Consider the following 21,244-nt stretch of genomic DNA (forward strand, 5'->3'; position numbering starts at 1 on the left):
ATAAAAAAAAGTGTAACGTTTATAATTTTCTCTTACTTACTGTATAATAATTAAACAATAACAATTTAAAACCAAAAATATGGAAACGTTAAGCATCATTCAATCTATCAAATCAAAAATGAAAATGGAATTTTCGGCACAAGTTCTGGCTATGTTCTTACTTGCTTTTTTGCCGACTTATTTTGGATTTACTAAAGAACTAGCATTGATATACTATTTCTTTTATAGTATTTTGTTCATTTTTACCAGCTATTACTTCAGCCGGTTTTATTTTTTTTATAAAATATGTAATACCATCAATGTTCAAAATATTCAAGATGTAAGATCGTTCTATCATGAGCTACGATTAGAACTAGCAAATTATAAAAGCTTTCATTACATCACTACATTTATCGCATCGGGGTTTGGCATTTTATATTGTTATTTTAATAAGGTAAGCATTATTCCAGCCCTAAATAAAATGGAGTTATTATTCCCTGATCAAGTAAACTTATTTATCGTTTGTCTTGTTTTTGTATTAATTTTATTTATTCTGACAGAATATGCTGGTAGTTGGTCATACCGCAAACAATTGAAAGACCTAAAGTCCTATATCACGGCATAAAAATGTTCTTCTTCTCACAAAATATGAACTCGAATAAATATAAATCGGAATTTACATCAGTAAATATGAGAACAACTTAGGAAATAAGATTGGGAATGCATTCTATCACATTCCCAATTTTTAGTATATCTTTAAATCAATCCAAAGTATTTAGTCAATGCAACCCGTAAAGCATCTGATTATTCCTCTCTATTATTAAATAGTAGATTTTACCTGTATGCCATTGCTTTTTGTGCTGCATAAACTTTTTTTAGATCCAGAGGAAATTTTCTATATAAATCCTCCCATTGTGGCGGTGTACAGCTTTTTTTCATACTGTCAAAAGAACGCACAAATAAGTTTTCAATAATAAACCGCACATAATCATTTCCACGTTTATGAAGCCAGCCCATCACTTTTATACGGTCACCTATTTTTTGTATTTGTCCATTTGTTAGTTGTGACTTTAAAAAATTTACGACTGCCTGAAGAATCCCTGCGAAATTTTTATGGTTGGACAACTGACGTATTTCATTATTTATTTCTTTGTAATGAGCAGTTATATAATCTGTAGCTATATTTTCATTAATTGTATCCATTCCTTTTTTATTTATATCTTCTTGTTAAATTTCTTAAAAAATCACCTTGTCAACATATAAAAAACGATCAAAACCCCCAGAATATTGATCAGTTTCTACATATTTTTGTCACTGTTTTGTTATATGATTCCAACAATCACTTTCAAAGCAATCATTAGCTAACCAAAACTTCTTATTCACTAAAACCACTTTCTCTTTTTGCTATTGATACACGAAATTTGTGCCAAATAATCGTAACAGACCGAACAAACAATAAAACAACAGTTTAAGTAAATTATAAAAAAATCAAAAGACTGTATATCAATATCAAAATGATCGGCTACTATCAAAATGATAGTTTTTTTTTACCCTATCGTGATTTTTAACTTACCTATTCAATAAAAAAGCCTTTACTCAATTATGAGTAAAGGCCTACATATACTTCTTTAATTTGCTTATTTTTTCACGACTGTCAGAATAGCTTTGCTATTACCCTGACTCAAATCTACCGTCAAAATATAGCTAGTTCCTAAAGCAAGAGATTTACCAGAAACTATGCCTAAATTACCCGAATCCCTGCCATTATTGCCGTCACCAATAAAAATCATATCATTATCTGTACTGATACTTGTTGCTCCAAACTCGCCCCCCCAATCCTTTTGATGGAAAAATTTGAAGTTGATATTACTTGCATGAATGGACTCTCCGGCCTTCAAGGTAATTTGATATTTTTTGTTTCCGATCGGCATCATGCACAAAGCCCTCTCTGGGCTCCAACCAACTTGGTTAGTTGCAATGCCGGGCTTACCAATACCTTCTCCAATGATCCAGATAGCTCCTGTACCATCGGCTTTCAGTGATGCCAGATTTGCTCCATCCATGCTTTCTACAAGAAAATACTTCAATTTAAAATCTACCGTTATACGATACTTTCCATTAATACCGTTAAAATTGATGGATCCATCTGACTTTTGTGTGAAATAATCCGGATCAATCCACCAGTTTTTCACATCGTCGATACCATCAAATGTAACCTGTTCACCATTTTTCAGCTCCAACTCTCCTTTAAAATGATCATCATCCATGCGACTTAATAAATTACCATTCAAATAAATATTTATGAATGGCGATGCTTCATAAGTCAAGGTATTAAACTTTATGCTATATACACCGGAAGTTAAATTGGTAAAAGGAATTTCAGTCGTAGATCCAATTTCAACAGTATTGTTGACCCAACCAAAATTCATTAGATTTCCTTGCTCACCTACTTTTGGAGCCTGGATATAACCCTTTACTGAAGATGGAAAACTTTCTGTAACCGCATATTCATTAGTCCCTATTTTCTCCATCTTATAGGATTTAGACTCTGTTACTAAATTCAAATAAGGAAAATCTGGTCTAGTCAAATCAATTTCATAAGACTGTTCAGTCATTTTCTGACTAATATTCTGTAGAATAAATTTTAACGTTGCCTTACCATTTGGCACATTCTTATAGAAGGGTATAAAGATCTTTCCAGAATAGTCTCCATTTTCCTTTGTTCGTATAGTGGTTTCCGACACTTGGTCATCTGTAAAAAACAACTGTACTTTTACAGTCGATAAAGCAATCTCTTGATCCGAAGCATGTACTTGAAATACTAAACTGTCTCCAAAGTGAGCTGCTGACATATCTGATTTCACTTCCAATTTGGGCTCACCTATTTGATACACATATTTTTCATCCTTTTTACAGGAATACAGCGTCGCAACTGCGACAGTTCCTAATAGGAAATTTAAAATAGGTCTTTTCATATTTTTTAGATTTTAATTGGCCCAACGATAAGAAACTACTGATTTAGCCGGCACCTCATAGCTGAAATGATTTTTTGAATCACTTATTGTAATCTTTCTATTTTCTTCGGCATCATTCAGCAATACAATTGCATAAGACCCATCTTTATTTTGAAATGCAGTGTACACTAGCCCCTCTGCTGTATATCCTTTCGCTCCAATACGAACTGCACCAGATTTTACGACTGACGAAAGGTGTCCTACAATGTAGTAGTGCGAATTGCGTGTGATATTCTTAAAATTAGATTTACTGATATCAACAGCACCATAACAGGTCTGGCATCCCCCTTCACGATTTGGTCCTTTATCGGTGTCTAACATCAGATTCCAAACTATAACTGCCCGGCTCCAATTATTGACCGTTCCTAACGCTACTTCACGCATATCTTCCATTAATCTCTTTTCAAGATTTCGACCTTCATTCCACTCTCCGATAGATGTTTCTGTAAAGACCAGTTCTTTATCTGGACGTTGGTTATGAATATCCAATAATTCAGCTTTGTCACCGCCATAATTGTGAAATGCGGCTCCAGCTATATAAGAAGCGGCACCTGCATCGTTATAAATTTTCACAGGATAGTCATTTTGATCAGCAATATTATCATAGTTGTAATTATGATCGAAGGCATAGATTTTAGTTTCTAACGCAGCTGCTTTCAATTGCGGACCTAATGCTTGTTTAATAAAAGCCTGTTGTTCTTGCCAGGTCATGTATAACGAAGCCGAATTACCACGGTTTAACGGTTCGTTTTGAACTGTAATCGAAGATACCGTGATACCTTCTTTTTTCATTGCCTGCAACCACTGCACAAAATACCATCCATAGTCTTGGTAATGCTTAGGGTTTAATTGACCACTCTTCCAAGAATCGAAAGGTTTCAAATCTGTCAAATTATTTACTTTCATCCATTTGGGCGGTGTCCATGGAGAACCCATAATTTTGATTGATGGATTGATTGCCAGTATTTCTTTTAGCACAGGTAGGATATATTGCTTCTCTTCGAACTGCAAAGCAAAATTTTCTTTCCCTTCTTTATCCCAACAGGTATACTCACTTAAAGAGAAATCAGAACATCCAATAGCGATTCTAATATAATTCATTCCCATACCTTTTTCATCTGAAAAAGTTTCTGTTAAAAACTTGGTGCGATCTTCTTTACTCATCTTCATTAAGTTATAACAAGTAGATCCTGTAATAGCGGCACCAAAACCGTCCATCGTTTGAAACTTTTGGGTAGGATCTAATGTGATCGTGTTTGGTGACATATTAAATTTCGTACTGAAATCTATAAATCCTTTTGTAAAATCTTGGGAGCGTGTATTGGTTGTTGTATAAATCGTTACATCGCCTTTGTCTTTTATGTTATCTGAAGCTGAAGGCTTATAGCTATCTCGGTTACATGATGTTGCCGTGATTAAACAGGACAACAGGAGTGTATATATCATAGTGTTATTATTTTTGCGTTTCATAAAGTTTTCAATTAATTAGTACCCTAGATTTTGCACTAAATTTGGATTCTGATCGATCTTTGCTTGTGGGATCGGCAGGCGGTATGAATTCTTATTAAAAGGGTAAACTTGCGATTTACGCCCTGAATCTTTTGCGTAAACTGCATTCATAATAGATTCGACTTTATCCAATCGGACTAAATCAAACCAACGCTGTCCTTCAAAAGCTAATTCTAAACGTCGCTCTTTCAATAATGCATCCAACATACGATCTTTAGCAACACGTATTGAATTATCTAATTTCGGAAGTTTTACTCTTTCTCTTATACGATCTATGATATCTGCAGCAGCAGTTAAGTTGGGACTTGCTTGCATAATCAATGCTTCGGCTTTCAGTAATAATAAATCGGCATATCTTAGTTTTACCATACTACTCATACCTGATCGCAACTTGAACATAAAGGGATAGTGTGATGCCGGATAGTAGTTACTCCATGTGGCTACATAATAAACGATTGATTGATTCATTCGAATTTGATCACCTTCATTTTGATAGGTCTGAATTAAATCTCGCGAAGGAGTTACCCATTTGGCCCATGTAAAGCTATTATCGTAGTTCGAAAGGTCACGGCCGAACATCCATGTTGCCCAGTTACCTGCTCCTGGAAGAAATTGTGCTTCTAGGATTGATTCACGTGTATTACGCTGTGCTAAATCTGTATTACCAGCATTCATGGCATAGATATCGGAATAATTAACATTCAGATCAAAGCCATCGGTAGCAAGAGCATCCACATACTGGACAACTTTATTGTAATCACGTAATGGTTTTTCGGCATAAACTTTGGCAAGCATGGCTCTTGCTACAGATTTAGTAAATATTGTTTTATTGGAGGAACTTGTATTCGGAGCATCAACTAATGCTTCCAGCAAATCTTTTTCAATCTGCATATAAGCCTCTTCCTCCGTACTTTGTTTTGGAAAGTATTGTGGATATACTTCAACAATATTTTCCGAGGTAATATCTCCAGCTATGGTTGTAATAACTGGGATAGATCCGAAAATTCTTACCATATCAAACATTGCCAATGCGCGAAATATCTTTGCTTGTGCTTTATACAATTTAATTTCAGCATCGTTAACTGATCGATCAGCTACACTATCCACGTGTATAATCAAACGGTTGGCGCGTGCGATATCTTCAAGATAGCGATCCCAATCTCTTTCTACTACAGAGTTAGAGCCTTCAATAGCATTACTCTCAAAAGGCACAACTTGTGCTCCTGTTGTACCTGCATATGCATTGTCGGCATGGGATTCTGCAATCAACAGTAAATCAACATACCAATGTTCCTGACGATCACGCATTTGATTATACAAAGATGCCAAAAAATTGTCTACTGCAGCTTTATCTTTAAATACAACTTTTTCACCTGTAACGGTTTCTCCTTCTGTAATGTCGGAATATGAATCTAGTGGATCTCTGACCAATGAACAGGCCGACAGCAATGTACTAAACACCAACAAGATAAGCAGATATCTATATATTATTTTCATGATGATTTTCATTAAAATTCAAGGTTAACACCTATAACAAATGAGCGGCTGTGTGGATAAGTTCCCCAATCAATCCCTTGAATAGTTCCACTTCCACCCCATTGATTTACTTCTGGATCCATGCCTGAATATTTGGTCCACGTCAACAAATTACTGGCTGAAAAATAAGGCTGTATTTTTTGAATACCGTTGCGTTTTAACTTTTCTGAAGCGAAACCATAACTCAATGAAATATTTTTCAATCGTAAGTAGCTTCCATCTTCAATGAAATAATTCGAATTTTTCATATCATATCCAGCTTTCGGTACTTCTGTGATTTGTCCAGGAATCTTCCAGCGATCCAATACTTTAGTAATTTGATTTTTCCCGTCATACATTCCTTCCATTTCCATACGACTAGCGTTGTAAAGATCATTTCCATAGGTTCCTTGTAAGAAAATACTAAGATCAAAATTCTTCCAAGAAAAGCTATTAGTCATCCCATATGTAAATTTTGGATTTGGATCGCCAATGTATGTACGATCTGAAGATGATATCTTTCCGTCTCCATTTAGATCTCGGTACATCAATTCTCCGGTTTCTGGATTAACACCATCACTGATATAGCCATAAAATCCTCCTAATGCTCGACCTGGCTCATTTCTTACGACATAATCATTAACAACTTCACTGGTCTTTGCTGCGTAATATATTTTTTGAAGCTCTACTTTATCGAGTTTATTTCGGTTGAATGATATGTTAAAGTCGGTATTCCATGTAAAATCTCCATTTAGATTTTTCGATCCGACAGTTAGTTCAAATCCTTTATTGGTCATTTCACCTTCATTACGGGCGATTGTTGAGGCTGTATTCCCTGCTGGAAGGCTAGCATACATCAACATATCTTTGGTTTTTTTATGATAATAATCTACTGTTACATTTAACCTATTATTGAATCCTGCAAAATCAATTCCTACGTTGGATTGCGTAGTTGTTTCCCAACTTAAATCTGGTGTACGTAGGCCTGCTGGATTAATATTAGGGACAGCATTTTCCAGTCCTACTTGAAACCACTGAAAACGTTCTATATTGTATAATTGGAGGTAAGAATAATCTCCTATTCCGGATTGGTTTCCTGTCTGTCCCCAACCTCCCCTAATTTTGAAATCATTTATCCATTCGATATCTGACATAAAGGATTCAGACGATGCGCGCCATGCCGCTGATAGAGAAGGAAAATAACCCCAGCGATCTTTGGGATTTAATTTGGAAGATCCATCTGCCCGTACATTAGCCGTTAACATATATTTTCCATCGTAGTTATACATTGCACGTGCAAAGTAAGACATCATCCCCCAATTAGATGCGCCAGAACCAGTTCCATTCCACGAAATTTTATTTGCAGCATTCAGGGTTTGAATCAGATCATTACGATAGTTGGACCCATTGATATAACTATTGGTATATTTTGAATCTACCCATGATGACCCTGCCATAGCTTCTAAACTATGTTTACCAAAATTTTTGGTATAAGTCAATACATTATCCCAAGTTAATCTGGTATTCATATTTCTAAAATCTGAGGCGGTTCCGAATTGACTTCTCCCCCATGCTGTCGATATTGGATCAAGAAAATTTGTGGTTAAAGCATTTCTTCTATCCATTGTAAAAGAAGATTTGAAAGTCAATTCAGGCATAAAAGTGATCAAGGTACTACCTGTCGCCAATAAGCGATTCTCACGATTATTGTTGTACTTACCTCGTGCTAAATTTTCCAATGGGCTTGTAATATTTCCTATTCCATAAAAATTATTATAGTATTGATTTGGATTTACAGGATCCCAAACTGGTGCATAGGTAGGAGTATTGATCACGGATAGTACCACACCTCCCCTACTTGCTCCAGTACCCGTAATTATACCATTATCGTTGTAATCTGAATAATTGATATTGGCTGTTACTTTCATCCATTTTCTTAACTGATTATCGATATTAGCTCTAAAATTATAGCGTTTAAAGAACGATCCTTCTAGGACACCTTTATCATTCACATAACCTGCAGAAAGAAAATAACGCAACTTTTCTGTCCCATCTGAGATTGACAATTGATAGTTTTGCTGTATTCCTGTTTTATATGCTTCCTTAGCCCAGTCTGTTTGATCAGCAAGTCCTGATGGCAAGTTTACCATTCCTATTTCATCCTGCAGCTCTTTATATTGTTGGACATTGAGAACGTCAAAACTATTATTAACGATATTTGCTGTGTACTGCGCATTGAGATTGATTTTGGCTTCTCCACTTTTACCTGATTTGGTGGTGATGAGCACGACACCATTTGCTGCTAAAGATCCATAAATCGCTGCTGAAGATGCATCTTTCAGAATCTGAATATCTGTCACATCATTTGGAGACAAAAATTTTAGATTATCGACCGGTACTCCGTCGACGACATAAAGTGGATCATTACTTCCATTAAAAGATGTTGTACCACGGACTTTAATAGACATTTCAGCTCCGGGTGCACCATTCGGCTGTATTACCGCAACTCCTGCAGCTTTTCCTTGAATTGCTTGACCGACATTGACAATTGGTCTTTTTTCAAGATCTTTTGTTGATACCGATGAGATTGCTGTGGTTACATCTTTTCGTTTTACGCTACCGTACCCAATCACAACCACATCTTCCAGTACATTGGCAGAAGAGCTTAATTGTACTGTCAGGTTGCTAGAATTGACCACCACTTCCTTTCTATCATAACCAACGTAGGTAAATAACAAAGTTGTTCCGGATGGAACCGAGATTTGAAAGCGTCCATCTTCTTGAGAAGATACGCCATTGACTGTTCCTTTTTGAACAATTGTAACACCTCCTAGTGGCTTTTGATCTTGGACATCAAGTACACGTCCACTGATCTGTATTTTATCCTGAGCGACGGATGTACCGACTATCGCAAAGAAATAAATTACCCACATAAAAAGAGTTGCTTTCTTAGTAAAGAAAATCATAAGCATTTATAAAATGGTTTCAATAATTTAGTTTGAGAACTACTCAAATAGCCATAGAATTCCCCAGCTCTATGACAAAAACAAAGCTACTAGAACGCTGAGCGGGATAAAAGGGTCTAAATCTAAAAAGTACTGATCATATTTTCTAAACACCTTAAAACAAGATGGTTAAATAAAATTTAGGGAGTTAAAAAGTACTAGATTGACCTTTAAGAGCGATCAATTACTGCAATTTGTCGGACTTGATCTTCAAAATCATCTCGATTTCCAACGGCTTTATTGCGGACTTTGGTCCGATAGTTATAGACTGTGCGAAGGGAGTAACGTAAGAAACTCGCGATCTTAACACTGTCTGAAATGCCCAGACGAATCAAGGCAAAAATGCGGAGCTCAGTATTTAGAAACTCACCTTTCTTGGGTAGGATTTGCTCATCTGAAGCAAGCAGTTTATTGAAATCTGCAACAAATGAAGGATATAGATTTAAGAAAATGCGGTCAAAATTAATATATAACTGCTGCACTTCCCGTTCGACCATCTGTGTGGATTTCAGTTGATCTTTGATCGCATCCCATTGCTGGGTACTGGCTTTCTTAAGAAGTGCTTTCCGTATGTCTTCCATCTTATCAATATAATTGGAACAGAGATCAAAAAATTGGGCGATATATTCTTCTTTGATGTGATTTGATTCAAAGAGCTGCATGTTTTTATCATTGACCTCTTCATTCAGTTTACGTAAATTGCTATTGGTCATCGAAAGTTCTTCACGTGTTAACCTTAGTCGTTGTACCTGCCTAAAGATAAATACCAAACCGATAATCAAGATCAATGATAAAAAGCTAATGACAATTAACATCACTTGTAACTGTCTATTCTGGGTATTGATTTTCTTCTGATAAGCTGCGTTAATAATCGGATAAAAAGATGTGCCTTCTACTATACGATAACGAACATTACAACCCATTGCGTCATCGATCGCTTTTTCGATAAATTTAAATGCATGATCAAAGTCGCGGAGCTCATAATAAGTCAATGCCAGATCTTGCAAAGAGGCATTGTCACGATTAGCAATTTCAATATCAGCAATTGCTGACTGCGCAAAATAATAACGCTGTGCGATTATATTTTTTTCCTGCTTATAGATTAGTCCTATGAAATAGGCAATAAGTGCTCTTTGTTCTAAATCTTCTTTGTTTTCCTTCCACATGGCTTTAAATAAGGTCTTAGCCTCTTCTCGCTGTCCTTGAAATAGGATTTTAATCGCTGTTGCACTTTTAAACTGAGAAGACTGAGGATCAAGAACCATTAACAAGGAGTCTCGGTAACGCTCACTGGCCTGGTAGTATTTTTCATGATTATTGCTTTGGCCATAATGGCTGTAAAAAGCGCTATAAGTTTCATAATATTGCGGTAATAATGTACTTGATAGTGTCGTGGGATTTAACTGTTGCAATACATGTTCTGCCTCAATGTACCTACCTATTGAAGAATAGATCCAAGCCAGATCTAGACTTACGGCTATTGATGACGAATCTGAATTTTTTAAAGCTAATTGTCGACATAGCATAATATAATGCAATGCTGAGTCGGATTGAAACTTTTTATAGTTTTTAAATATTTCGTAATTTTTCTTTAGATAGTCATGTTCATCTTTTTTTACCAAAGAGGCTTCCTGTTTAAGTTTAGCAATATGATCTTCTCTTTTTTTCACATAGAGTTCTTGATTTTCCATAACATAATCAAGCTTGCGATATAGACTTATACTATCGCTCAAATCTTGCGCAAAGACTGTTAAAATGAAAAAATAGAATAAAAAAAGAGTAATAAAACGTTTCGTCATTATTTAAATTCCCCAATGGTTGAAGATAAATATATCATATTTTAGCTATAAAAAACAAACAGGGGGCAGACAAAAAATTGTCGCCCCCTGTTTAACAGCCTAATAACAACCTTTGTTGGCATTAAAGATCTCTTTTAAAAATTTTCGTTAGTATATTCAAAATTGATTTATTGCTACAATTTCATTTTACTGAATGAGTAGGGTGCATCAGTATCTTTAATTCCTCTTTTTTTGTTCGGTTTATCAGCCATATCAAATTGCAACTCCCCCCCTTTCATTAGCTCCTTATATTGAAAGAAATTCTTGGTATACATTTTCCCATTAACCTTTACTTCATTGACGTATACGTTATCTTTATTTTGATTAGTCGCGTCGATCTTCAGTGTTTTCCCATTTTGTAGATTTAATTTGACGGATTGAAATTGTGGTGATCCCAATACATATTCGCCCGAAGCTGGAGCTACGGGATAGAAACCCAAAGCTGAGAAAACATACCAAGCAGATGTTTGTCCATTATCTTCATCACCACAATAACCATCGGGAGTTGGCAGATAAAGCTTATCCATGATTTGGCGCACCCAATATTGTGCTTTCCAAGGCTCAGCAGCATAATTATAGAGATATGGCATGTGCTGAATTGGCTGATTACCATGTGCATATTGGCCCATATTCATGATTTGCATTTCTCTCATTTCGTGGATCATACTTCTGCTCTTCATGCCCTCGTAGCTTGGTATCACAAATACGGTATCAAGCATTGCATTGAAAGCCTTTTTACTACCCATTAAATCAATCAAACCTTGCGGATCATGGAAGACACAAAAACTCCAGTGCCACGCATTTCCTTCAGTATACTCTTTAGACCAGGCACTTGGATCAAAAGGTGTAATAAAAGTACCATCAGATTTTTTTCCACGCATCAATTTTGTCTCAGCATCATAAATATTTTTATAATTCATGGCACGCTTTGCATAAATTGAAATTTCTGAATTTGGTTTTCCTAAGGCTTTTCCAAATTGATAGATACTCCAATCATTATAGGCATATTCCAAAGTCCTGGCGACATTTTGATTGATATTCTTATCAATAGGTATAAACCCTAATGTATTATACACCTCATGACCGAACCTTCCTGTTGCTGAAATTTTAGGATGAGCGTTATTTGCCCCATGCACGACAGCGTCCCATAATAGATCAGCATCATATCCTTTTCTTCCTGTTGTAAAAGCATCTGCCACCACTGAGGCCGAATTATTACCGATCATTGACTCGCGATGCCCCGGGGAAGCCCATTCTGGTAAAAATCCACTTTCCTTATATGCATTTACCAGTCCAGCCTGCATACGATCATTCATTTCAGGGTAGATGAGATTCAATAAGGGAAATAAGCTTCTAAATGTATCCCAAAATCCGGTATCTGTAAACATTTCTCCGGGTAGAACCTGTCCGTTATAAGGACTATAATGCACCCTTTTTCCTTTTGCATCTATTTCTGAGAAATCTCGCGGAAATAAAGTCGAACGATACAAACAGGAATAAAAAGTTTTTAAACGATCAATATCTGGATCTTTCACCTCAACACGTCCCAATACTTCATTCCATTTCGCTTTTCCTACCGCAACTATCTCATCAAACGTTTTGCCTTTAACTTCTTTAAGGTTTAGCTCCGCTTGTTCAAAGCTGATGAATGATGATGCAACACGAGCGATAACTTGCTCACCTCGTTTCAAATTTTTAAATCCTACGATAGCACCTGCATGGTTATCTTTCATTTCTAATACATCATTTTTGATATCGCCACTCTTTACAGCTGCTTTAAAATCAAATGAACGATCAAAAACGATGACAAAATAGTTTTTAAAGTTATCAGGCACGCCACCACTATTCCGGGTGTTATACCCGATTATCTTATTTTCTTCTGGAATTACTTTAATGTATGATCCTTTATCGAAAGCATCAATAACCACCTGAGCTGCTGCAGTTTTTGGAAAGGTAAAACGAAATATTGCCCCTCGCTCCGATGGTGTTAATTCTGTAGTCACATCATGATCTGCAAGATATACACTGTAGAAATACGGTTTTACGACTTCTGCTTTATGGGAAAACCAGCTCGCACGCTTTTCTTGGTCAAAGACTGGTTCTCCAATTGTTGGCATAATAGAAAACTGTCCATAATCATTATTCCAAGGACTTGGCTGATGGGTTTGTTTAAAACCTTTGATTTTATCTGCCGTATATATATAGACCCAGCCATCACCCATATTGCCTGTTTGTGGTGTCCAGAAATTCATGCCCCATGGCATTGCAATAGCTGGATAGGTATTCCCATTTGACAATTCGTACTTAGACTGTGTCCCGATCAATGGGTTGACATAATCGACAGGACTAAATGACTGTGCTTTGCTCAACTGAACAGAGAGCAATAAAACTAATGCTCCTAAAATTTTTTTAAAATTCATTATTGTATTTTTCATTTTGATTGAAACCGCAGGAAGCAAGGTTTCAATCTTAATATTTAAATTTTGTTAAATTTACGTATCCCTGCATTAACTTAATATATGATACTGTTATAATTACAAAAATTTTAGGTTAAATGGCATAAAACAAATCAAGGTCTTAAAAAGACCTCGATTTGATTACAAACAAACACTACCAACCTACATTTTGAATTAGTTTCTCATTTTTCAGTACTTCATTATTCGGAATTGGAAATAGATAATCCCGCTTTTTAAAAATTCTTGTTTCGATTACCGTTCTCTTAAAGAAATCATTTCCATCGGCATTCAGATTCATTCCATAGACTGGTCCTCCACTGACATTTTCAGCAATTTTCCAACGACGAGTATCAAAATAACGGACATTTTCAAAAGCAAGTTCTACTTGACGCTCTTTTCTAATTGCCTCGCGCATTGCCGCCTGCCCTGCAGGAATAGCAATATCTCCTTCGCCATATCCTGGTACACCAGCGCGTTTTCGGATCAAATTGACATATTTTAAAATATCTGCATTTCCTGGAGAAGATTCATTCAATGCTTCTGCATAGTTCAAATAAATATTCGCTAGTCTTAACAATAAAGCTCCTCGATTATTCCCGTTTGTTCCAACGTTCTTTCTCACTGTATAACCGGTAGGCGTTACATCTGATGTGCTTTGGGATCGGCCTGAATTTCCACTATAATTGAACCATGAGATGACAGGTGTACTACTATTTGCTTGATTAAGCCAATAACTTCCACTATAAGTAATTCCTACATAAAAACGTGGTTCACGGTTTACATACATTTTAAATGTTGTACGATCTGCAACATCATAGGGAGCCTTATAGTTAACAAATCCTACTTCAGAATATTCAGATTTTGAATCGGTAACCGCTAATCCATTTTTCATAAAATAAGCATCTACCATTGCCTGCGTTGCTCCAAGAGCTCCTCCCCCTTGTGCTGCTGATGGGAAACCGACATGTTTTGGTGTACGGTCATATTGTGCATTATTTCCACTATTTGATCGAGCAAATATCCACTCCTTATTCCAATCTATAATCATTACATTGCGGCATGATAAATATGCTGCAACGAAAGGGTCTGCATTTGTTTCCTGATAGAGATCATAATAAGTTGGTACAAATTCATCTATAAACTCCTTGGAAGCCGTTGCAGCAATCTGCCACTTCTGCTTATCTTCTGTCGCACTAAATAAAGCTGTTCCATCTGGATTTTTCAGTGATGCAAAGTCTGCATTTCCATTGTATAAAGGACTTGCCTTTAATAAGAGTGCTTCTGATTTATATGCCTTTACGACTCCCTTTGTAATCCTTCCGTATTCATTATTATTAGGACGATATGGTAATTCTTTATATGCTTCATCTAATTCGTCAACGATATAATCAATACAGGCATCAAAAGGAGTTCTTGCAAGTTTAAGGTCAGAAAGAGGTGCATTGATATCGAGTATCTCTTCACCAATCAACGGTACAGCCCCATATGTTTTTACTAAATAATAATAATAGAGTGCCCGAAGTGCTCGTGCCTCTGCTTTGTATGTTGATTTCATGACTGATGTCACTTCAACAGGGTTTGCATTATCAATATTTTGAATAAAGTATGATGCATTTCGGATACCTTCATAGTAGCTATTCCAAAATCCAGCAACAACACCATCAGTATTGCTCCATACACTTGAAATCATGTTATTTGCATAATTAAAATCCCAGGTATATTTGGCTTCATCGGAGGCCGCAGTCCATGGACCTGCATTACCCGAATTTGTAAATCGTTGTACCAGTTCGTTAGGAATAACACTGTATATATTGGCTAGAAACTTATCTGTATTCGTTTTGGATTTGAAAATATCCTCTACGGTAATCACATCATCAGGTACTTGATCCAAATAATTTTTACAACCATTGAAAGATGTCAAAGCTAAAGCTGCAATTATCATCCAGCTAAATTTATTTATTTTCATTTTTGTAAGATTAAAAGTTAAAATGTTGCTTGTATTCCCATTGAGATTGTTCTAACATTCGGATAACGTGTGCCATTTCCGGTATTCAATTCAGGATCCCAAAGCTTAAATTTGCTCCAATAAAGTAAATTGACACCTTGGACATAGATACGCGCATTCTTCACATTGATCCTTTCCAAAAAGTCCTTTTTAAAATTATAGCCAACATCCATTGTTTTTAAGCGAAGAAAATCTACATCTTTCACCCACCATGTTGAAGCTGCTGAATTATTCTTATTAGCTGCATTTCCATAAGCCAGTCGTGGGTAGAATGGATTTTCCAATGGATTTTCTTCTGTCCAACGGTCTTCTGCAATCGCATAAAGATTGCTTCTTTCGGCACCGGTACTGTTATTAAAAGGAATAATACCGTCTCCACCTATTAGGCGTTGAGCTCCTGAAGTGCCTTGAAAAAATGCGCCAAAATAAAACTGCTTATAGGAAACATTAACTCCAAAACCAAAGACTGAGTTGGGTACATCTCCATGACCTATCCAGCTCACATCATTAGCATCAACCAGACCATCACCATTTAAATCTTTATAACGAATATCTCCTACACGCTGCGCTCCTAAAGCACTTTGATCTGCATGATTTTTGATTTCATCTTCCGACTGAAATAAACCATCGGCCTGATATCCATATATTCCCAATACGTTGTTACCTCTTCTTTCCATATATGGAAAAGGCTGTCTTGGTTGATCATTTTCAAGAATCTTATCTTTATTATAAGTGAAAGTAGCGCGTAGATCTACATGAACATTTCCAACTGGAAATGGTGCTAATTCTAATGTTCCATCAATACCTTTATTTTCAATAATTCCCAAGTTAGCCCAAGGATTATTGGTCAATCCAACATAGTCAGGAAGCGAGGCTCTCTGTAAAAATACACCTGTTCTTTTTTCTTTAAAAAAATCAACTGTTAATGATAATTTACTTTTTAGTGTTTTTATTTCTAAACCTAGATTTTGTTTATGAGATTCCGCCCACTGTACATTTGTTCCATAGTCTGAAATCGCTGTACCTCCATACCCCGTATTACTAAGACCGTTACCAAAAGTATAACCTCCCGCATCCGTATTGACTAAAGTCAGATAACCAAAACGACGAGTACCACCATTACTGCCATCTCCAACTTTACCATCAGAATAACGTAATTTTAAAAAGTTAATTCCATTTTTCACTGGTTCAAAAAATCTCTCATTCGAAACTACCCAGCCGACCCCAAAAGAAGGGAAGAAACCAAACTTCATTCCAGGAGCAAAGTTTTCAGAACCATTATATCCAAAATTACCTTCCACAAAGTACTTATCATCATAAGAATAGGTTAAACGTCCAGCTGTTCCCATGTTACGAAAAGGCAATGACGATGTGACATTATCTGCAAATGCTTCTACGATTTCACGCTGATTATACAATAACATAGCTGAGATTTGATGCTTGTCTGCAATCACAGTATTATAATTTAAAGCAGCTTCGGTGTAAAACTGTCTATTGGCATTATTTGATTTAGAGAATGCCAAATCATCAGCACCCTGCGAAATAATATTTAAGATGGGATTACCTTGATCGTCATATGGAAACAAACGATTTATCAAATAAGTACTCCGATTTCGGGTACGATTGATGGTATGTTCATTCCAGATATCAAATGAATATAAAGCTGAAAAATTCAGTCCTTTTAACCAAAATGACAAATCTTGTGTCAGTCTAGCATTTGACATCACTCGATTGTTAAAAATATTTTGGTAACCTGTTTGCGTTATTTGTCCATATGGATTTGGTTGTGCACCTGCTGAACTAACGCCAGGAACAAAGTTACCTGGATACATGGCTGGATATAAGACTGGATTAGTCTGCATAACATTGCCAAAAGCTTCCTCGGGTTTTACTCCGGGATAATTGATATTTCCGATATTTCCCTGTACTCCCAATTCGAATTTTGTTGTTGTCGTCCAATTCATCGAGATATTTGAAGTAAAATTGTAGCGCTTAAATCTGGTTGTAGCATCATACTTTTGTAGCGCATCAGTTCTAAGCAAACTCGATTCATCATAATAAGCTCCAGAAACATAATAGCTTGCGAATTCTGACCCACCACGGGCACTAAAGTTTGCACGACGATTGCTTGCTGAATTCTTAAAAAGTTGATCCATCCAGTTCACATTTGGGTACAGATAAGGATCTTGTCCTAAGATGGTATTGTTGATATAATTATTTGAATATTCCTTTTGCATTCCTGTAGCTAATCGTGCTTCATTACGCAATAACATATAGGTTACTCCATCTGTTAATTCAGGTCTTTTTGTAAATGATGTAAAACCTTGATTGTAATTAAACATTAATGATGGCTTGCCCGTGATTCCTTTTTTTGTACTGATTAAGATCACCCCATTGGCTCCTGCAACACCGTATACAGCAGTAGCCGAAGCATCTTTCAAAATAGTCAGTGAGGAAATATCTTCTGGATCAAGACCGTTAATATCACGCCCTTGTACTCCATCAACTACTACTAATGGCCCTGTATTTCCAGACATACTTGAGATACCTCTAATCCACAAGTCGGCCCCATCTGCACCCGGAAGTCCTGAGCGCTGTACTCCAACCAGTCCAGAAATTCTTCCTGCTAACATGGTACTTAGGTTAGCTACCGGAAGTTTAAGGTCTTCAACATTTACGCTTGATTGGGCACCGACTACTGAAATTTTCTTTTGTTGACCGTAGCCCACAACCACAACTTCATTAATACCATTACTTGTTGCTTTTAAAATAACATTTATCGTAATTGCATTATTGATAACTGTGCGGAAAGTTTCATATCCGATATTGGTTATGGTCAAAGAATCACCTCGACTTGCAAGTATTTCAAATTGTCCATTTTCTTTGGTTGCAGCAGAGTTTTTTGTCATTAAATTGGTCACTGTTACTCCTGCCAGATTTACATTCATCTCATCACGCACAATTCCTTTTACAAGAACCTGCCCTGCTTGCTGTGCAAAAGTTTCATTGCCCCAAAAGCAACTACAAAAAGCTATAAGAACAAATATTGTTCTGATTATATTTTTCATCATCTAATAGGTTTATTATTGGTTAGCACTTTTTTGAGGATCCGAGATCAATCGCCATTCGGCCATTTGAAACAGACCTGTTCCACCAGCAATTTCCTTGATATTCAGTCTGTAAAACTTGTATTTGGTTGTATTGGAGATGTCAAAGCGTACCTTAAAATTTCGATCTGGGAAAGTGTACCCAGTCTTACTTTCCAATGTTGTCCAGGTTTCTCCATCGTTGGAGGCAACTAGATCCCAATTTTTAGGGTCTCTTCCAGGAGCATCATTGGCAGAGGCTAATACATAAGAAGTTACGGCAATTCCGCCGGGGAAAGTTAATTGTAGAAAAAGATCATTCACATAGGGATTAATTAGAAATTTTGTTGAATAGTCGTCATCGACTACTTTTGGAGAGCCCTCACCAGCACCTGAACCACCACTATTTTCATGGTTAACAGTGAGTTTACCATAAATCGTGATGTCCATTTCAGGCTCAGTTTCTGGGGGTAATAATTCATAATGCTTGACTTCTGTTTTTTGACAAGCACTAAAAGACAACAGCATGCCCACGAAAAGCAATAGTCGCCTAGATCTGGTTAGTTTGTTCATAATAGGCTTAATTAGTTATACTAAAACGAATTAGTACTCTAATATAGAGAAGCCTATTTCAAAAACTTGTTAATCAATTGTTAACATCATTCTTTTTCTATTAATTCCTGATCAAACGTGTGATAAAGCCAACTTTGTAGATTGTTTCAATTTTTAATTGATTAGAATTTAAGAGCACTTTCCGTATTTTAGAAATAAAGACATCTAGACTGCGTCCCATAAAATAGTCACTTTCCCCCCATAGTTTATTGAGTATTTCTTCTCTGGTCAGTACGCGATCTAAATTTTGCAATAGATATTTCCACACTTCAAATTCACGTGCAGTCAAACGTAATGTTTTCCCTCCATTAACACGTACTTCCATAGCACTGCAATACAAAACAACATCTGCAATTTGTAGTTCTTCTATCTTTTTCTCTTTGCCACGCGCTAAAATATTGTTCATGCGCCATAAGAGCTCTTCCGTATCAAATGGTTTGGTGACGTAATCTTCTGCTCCTAGCTTGAGTCCTGCAATACAGCTTTCCTTTGCATTCCGTGCTGTTAAAAACAAGAAACGAAATCCAGGTTTCAAAACCTTTATCCGCTTCACCAATTCAAAACCATCAAATGATGGCAGTTGAACATCGACTAGCAATAAATCGAAATTTTGTTTTTTACTCAACATTAAAGCTTTATCCCCATCATCGACTAGCTGTACATGAAACCCACTTCTTTCCAGATACCATTGTACCTCTACTCCAAGATCTGCATCATCTTCTATAAGTAATATTTTTCCTTCCATATCCTATTTACTAATTGGAATTATTATTCTAAAAATAGTCCCCTGATCTTGAAAAGTCTCCAGGTCAAGTTTCCATTTATGTACCGCAACAATATTATAAACAAAATATAAACCCAACCCTAATCCTGTTGAGGATCTGATCTGCCGACCTCTTTGGAACTTATTAAATATGCGACTTCGATCCTGTTTATCAATTCCAAACCCATTGTCGCCAATTTCAATCATTAACGATTTTGGGGAAATATATAAAACATTTACTTGCACTCTCTTGTGTTCACTTACGTTGTATTTCAATCCATTTTCAACTAAATTGGTGATTAAAGTGGTTAACATAAAATGATCGTAATAAACATATAAATCAACTGTATGAGGTTCAAAATTCAATACTACAGTTGCTTCTTTTTTCCATTTAATTTGACTATCAAGAATAATATCATTGAGATCTTTTACTAAAAGATGTTTTTGAAATTGTGCAGCCTGTGGATCAAAAGCTGACACCTCCAATGCTTGATTGATCAGTTTATCTAATCTTTGGGTCTGCCTAGTGATGACATCCACACTTCTGTAACCACCTTCCCATTTTTTATCTTCCAGGTCTGCTTTTAAATTTTTGACAGAGACCTGTATGGTTGTTAAGGGTGTCTTAAATTCATGCGTCACATGATTAAAAAAATCGGCTGAAATCTCATTCAATTTTTTTTGTCTTATCCAATTTCTCATGGTAATGAAAAATAAGAAAACGATGACTAAAATACTACTGCTCGATAAAAGCAACAATGGGGCAATAGCCATAACTATATTTTTTACCTGATTGTGCTTACTAGCATATAACTTAAAGGCAATTAAGCTAGAATTTTTGGAGGGAACTGTAACCGTAATGGCAGAGACAATATTTTGCGGACGAACGACCTCAAACTTTCCATCGATTAATCCATCTTTATCTGTCGAATTAACTTCAAACAATGAGTAATAGATTTTACCGTCAAACGTTAGCGCAAGCTTATCCAAATACAAAGCATAATCATACTCGGTCAAGTCCAGTTTTAGGTTTCGAATGATATTGTGAAACTGAATCTCAAAATCTGCTTTCTTTTTTAATTCTCCCAAAATTTCATTTCCCAGATCTTTTAATTTACGGCGAAAAAGCTTTGGGTCTTCATGATACAGCTTTTGTAATGTTTCATACTGTGGTACCAAGATCGAATCAATAATTGCCTGCCCCCCTGGATACAACTTGTCATTGATGATAGATTCCTCATATGCTAATTTGATCTCTGCCTTTTCATTTTTCAGGAACTCAAGCTGTTCAATTTTATAAACGCTCGATATCAGTCTCAATTGAAGTAAAATTAAGACCACAAAGCTGGTAATGGCTACTGCTTGAATGATCTTAATTTTACTCATCTTCTTATTCATAAACTTTATCATTGACAGGTCCACAATAAACGATCTGATCTATGCTTTTATGAAACTTGATTTA

Annotated in this window: 13 protein-coding genes; 1 reads left to right on the plus strand and 12 read right to left on the minus strand. The window is 36.1% G+C overall.

What is annotated here, in order from left to right; genetic code table 11:
• Positions 1–79 precede the first annotated feature (79 nt).
• Positions 80–604 carry a hypothetical protein gene (locus tag HCX49_RS16535; protein ID WP_168127645.1) on the plus strand — a complete coding sequence of 175 codons (525 nt, stop codon included), beginning with the start codon at positions 80–82 and terminating at the stop codon, positions 602–604.
• 209 nt (positions 605–813) lie between these two features.
• Here HCX49_RS16535 and HCX49_RS16540 read toward each other — a convergent pair whose 3' ends face one another.
• From HCX49_RS16540 to HCX49_RS16595, 12 genes are all read right to left on the minus strand, one after another.
• Complete coding sequence (locus HCX49_RS16540; RefSeq protein WP_021190059.1) at positions 814–1,182, minus strand: hypothetical protein; 369 nt, start codon at positions 1,180–1,182, stop codon at positions 814–816.
• 434 nt (positions 1,183–1,616) lie between these two features.
• Positions 1,617–2,954, minus strand: a complete 1,338-nt coding sequence (locus HCX49_RS16545; protein ID WP_168127646.1) for a DUF5125 domain-containing protein — start codon at positions 2,952–2,954, stop codon at positions 1,617–1,619.
• A gap of 12 nt (positions 2,955–2,966) precedes the next feature.
• The gene (locus HCX49_RS16550; RefSeq protein ID WP_168127647.1) at positions 2,967–4,439 is read right to left on the minus strand and encodes a glycoside hydrolase family 30 protein; all 1,473 of its coding nucleotides are present in this window, start codon (positions 4,437–4,439) and stop codon (positions 2,967–2,969) included.
• Between the two features lie 39 nt (positions 4,440–4,478).
• Positions 4,479–5,999 (minus strand): RagB/SusD family nutrient uptake outer membrane protein, encoded by a 1,521-nt coding sequence (locus tag HCX49_RS16555; protein WP_168127648.1) that lies wholly within the window; start codon positions 5,997–5,999, stop codon positions 4,479–4,481.
• A gap of 11 nt (positions 6,000–6,010) precedes the next feature.
• Positions 6,011–8,950 carry a SusC/RagA family TonB-linked outer membrane protein gene (locus tag HCX49_RS16560; protein ID WP_237682828.1) on the minus strand — a complete coding sequence of 980 codons (2,940 nt, stop codon included), beginning with the start codon at positions 8,948–8,950 and terminating at the stop codon, positions 6,011–6,013.
• A 242-nt stretch (positions 8,951–9,192) separates the two neighbouring features.
• Positions 9,193–10,713, minus strand: a complete 1,521-nt coding sequence (locus tag HCX49_RS16565; protein WP_237682829.1) for a DUF6377 domain-containing protein — start codon at positions 10,711–10,713, stop codon at positions 9,193–9,195.
• 281 nt (positions 10,714–10,994) lie between these two features.
• Entirely contained in the window at positions 10,995–13,280 is a 2,286-nt protein-coding gene (locus HCX49_RS16570) for a GH92 family glycosyl hydrolase (protein ID WP_168127651.1), read from the minus strand.
• A gap of 190 nt (positions 13,281–13,470) precedes the next feature.
• Positions 13,471–15,282, minus strand: coding sequence for a RagB/SusD family nutrient uptake outer membrane protein (locus tag HCX49_RS16575; protein ID WP_206368552.1), 1,812 nt, complete (start codon positions 15,280–15,282; stop codon positions 13,471–13,473).
• 17 nt (positions 15,283–15,299) lie between these two features.
• Positions 15,300–18,392 carry a SusC/RagA family TonB-linked outer membrane protein gene (locus tag HCX49_RS16580; RefSeq protein WP_168127652.1) on the minus strand — a complete coding sequence of 1,031 codons (3,093 nt, stop codon included), beginning with the start codon at positions 18,390–18,392 and terminating at the stop codon, positions 15,300–15,302.
• A gap of 12 nt (positions 18,393–18,404) precedes the next feature.
• The gene (locus HCX49_RS16585; protein ID WP_168127653.1) at positions 18,405–18,980 is read right to left on the minus strand and encodes a discoidin domain-containing protein; all 576 of its coding nucleotides are present in this window, start codon (positions 18,978–18,980) and stop codon (positions 18,405–18,407) included.
• Between the two features lie 100 nt (positions 18,981–19,080).
• Positions 19,081–19,764, minus strand: coding sequence for a response regulator transcription factor (locus HCX49_RS16590; RefSeq protein WP_168127654.1), 684 nt, complete (start codon positions 19,762–19,764; stop codon positions 19,081–19,083).
• A gap of 3 nt (positions 19,765–19,767) precedes the next feature.
• The gene (locus HCX49_RS16595; protein WP_168127655.1) at positions 19,768–21,168 is read right to left on the minus strand and encodes a sensor histidine kinase; all 1,401 of its coding nucleotides are present in this window, start codon (positions 21,166–21,168) and stop codon (positions 19,768–19,770) included.
• Positions 21,169–21,244: the final 76 nt, after the last annotated feature.

Source organism: Sphingobacterium sp. B16(2022) (genome assembly GCF_012030425.1).
GTDB classification, from domain to species: Bacteria; Bacteroidota; Bacteroidia; order Sphingobacteriales; family Sphingobacteriaceae; genus Sphingobacterium; species Sphingobacterium anhuiense.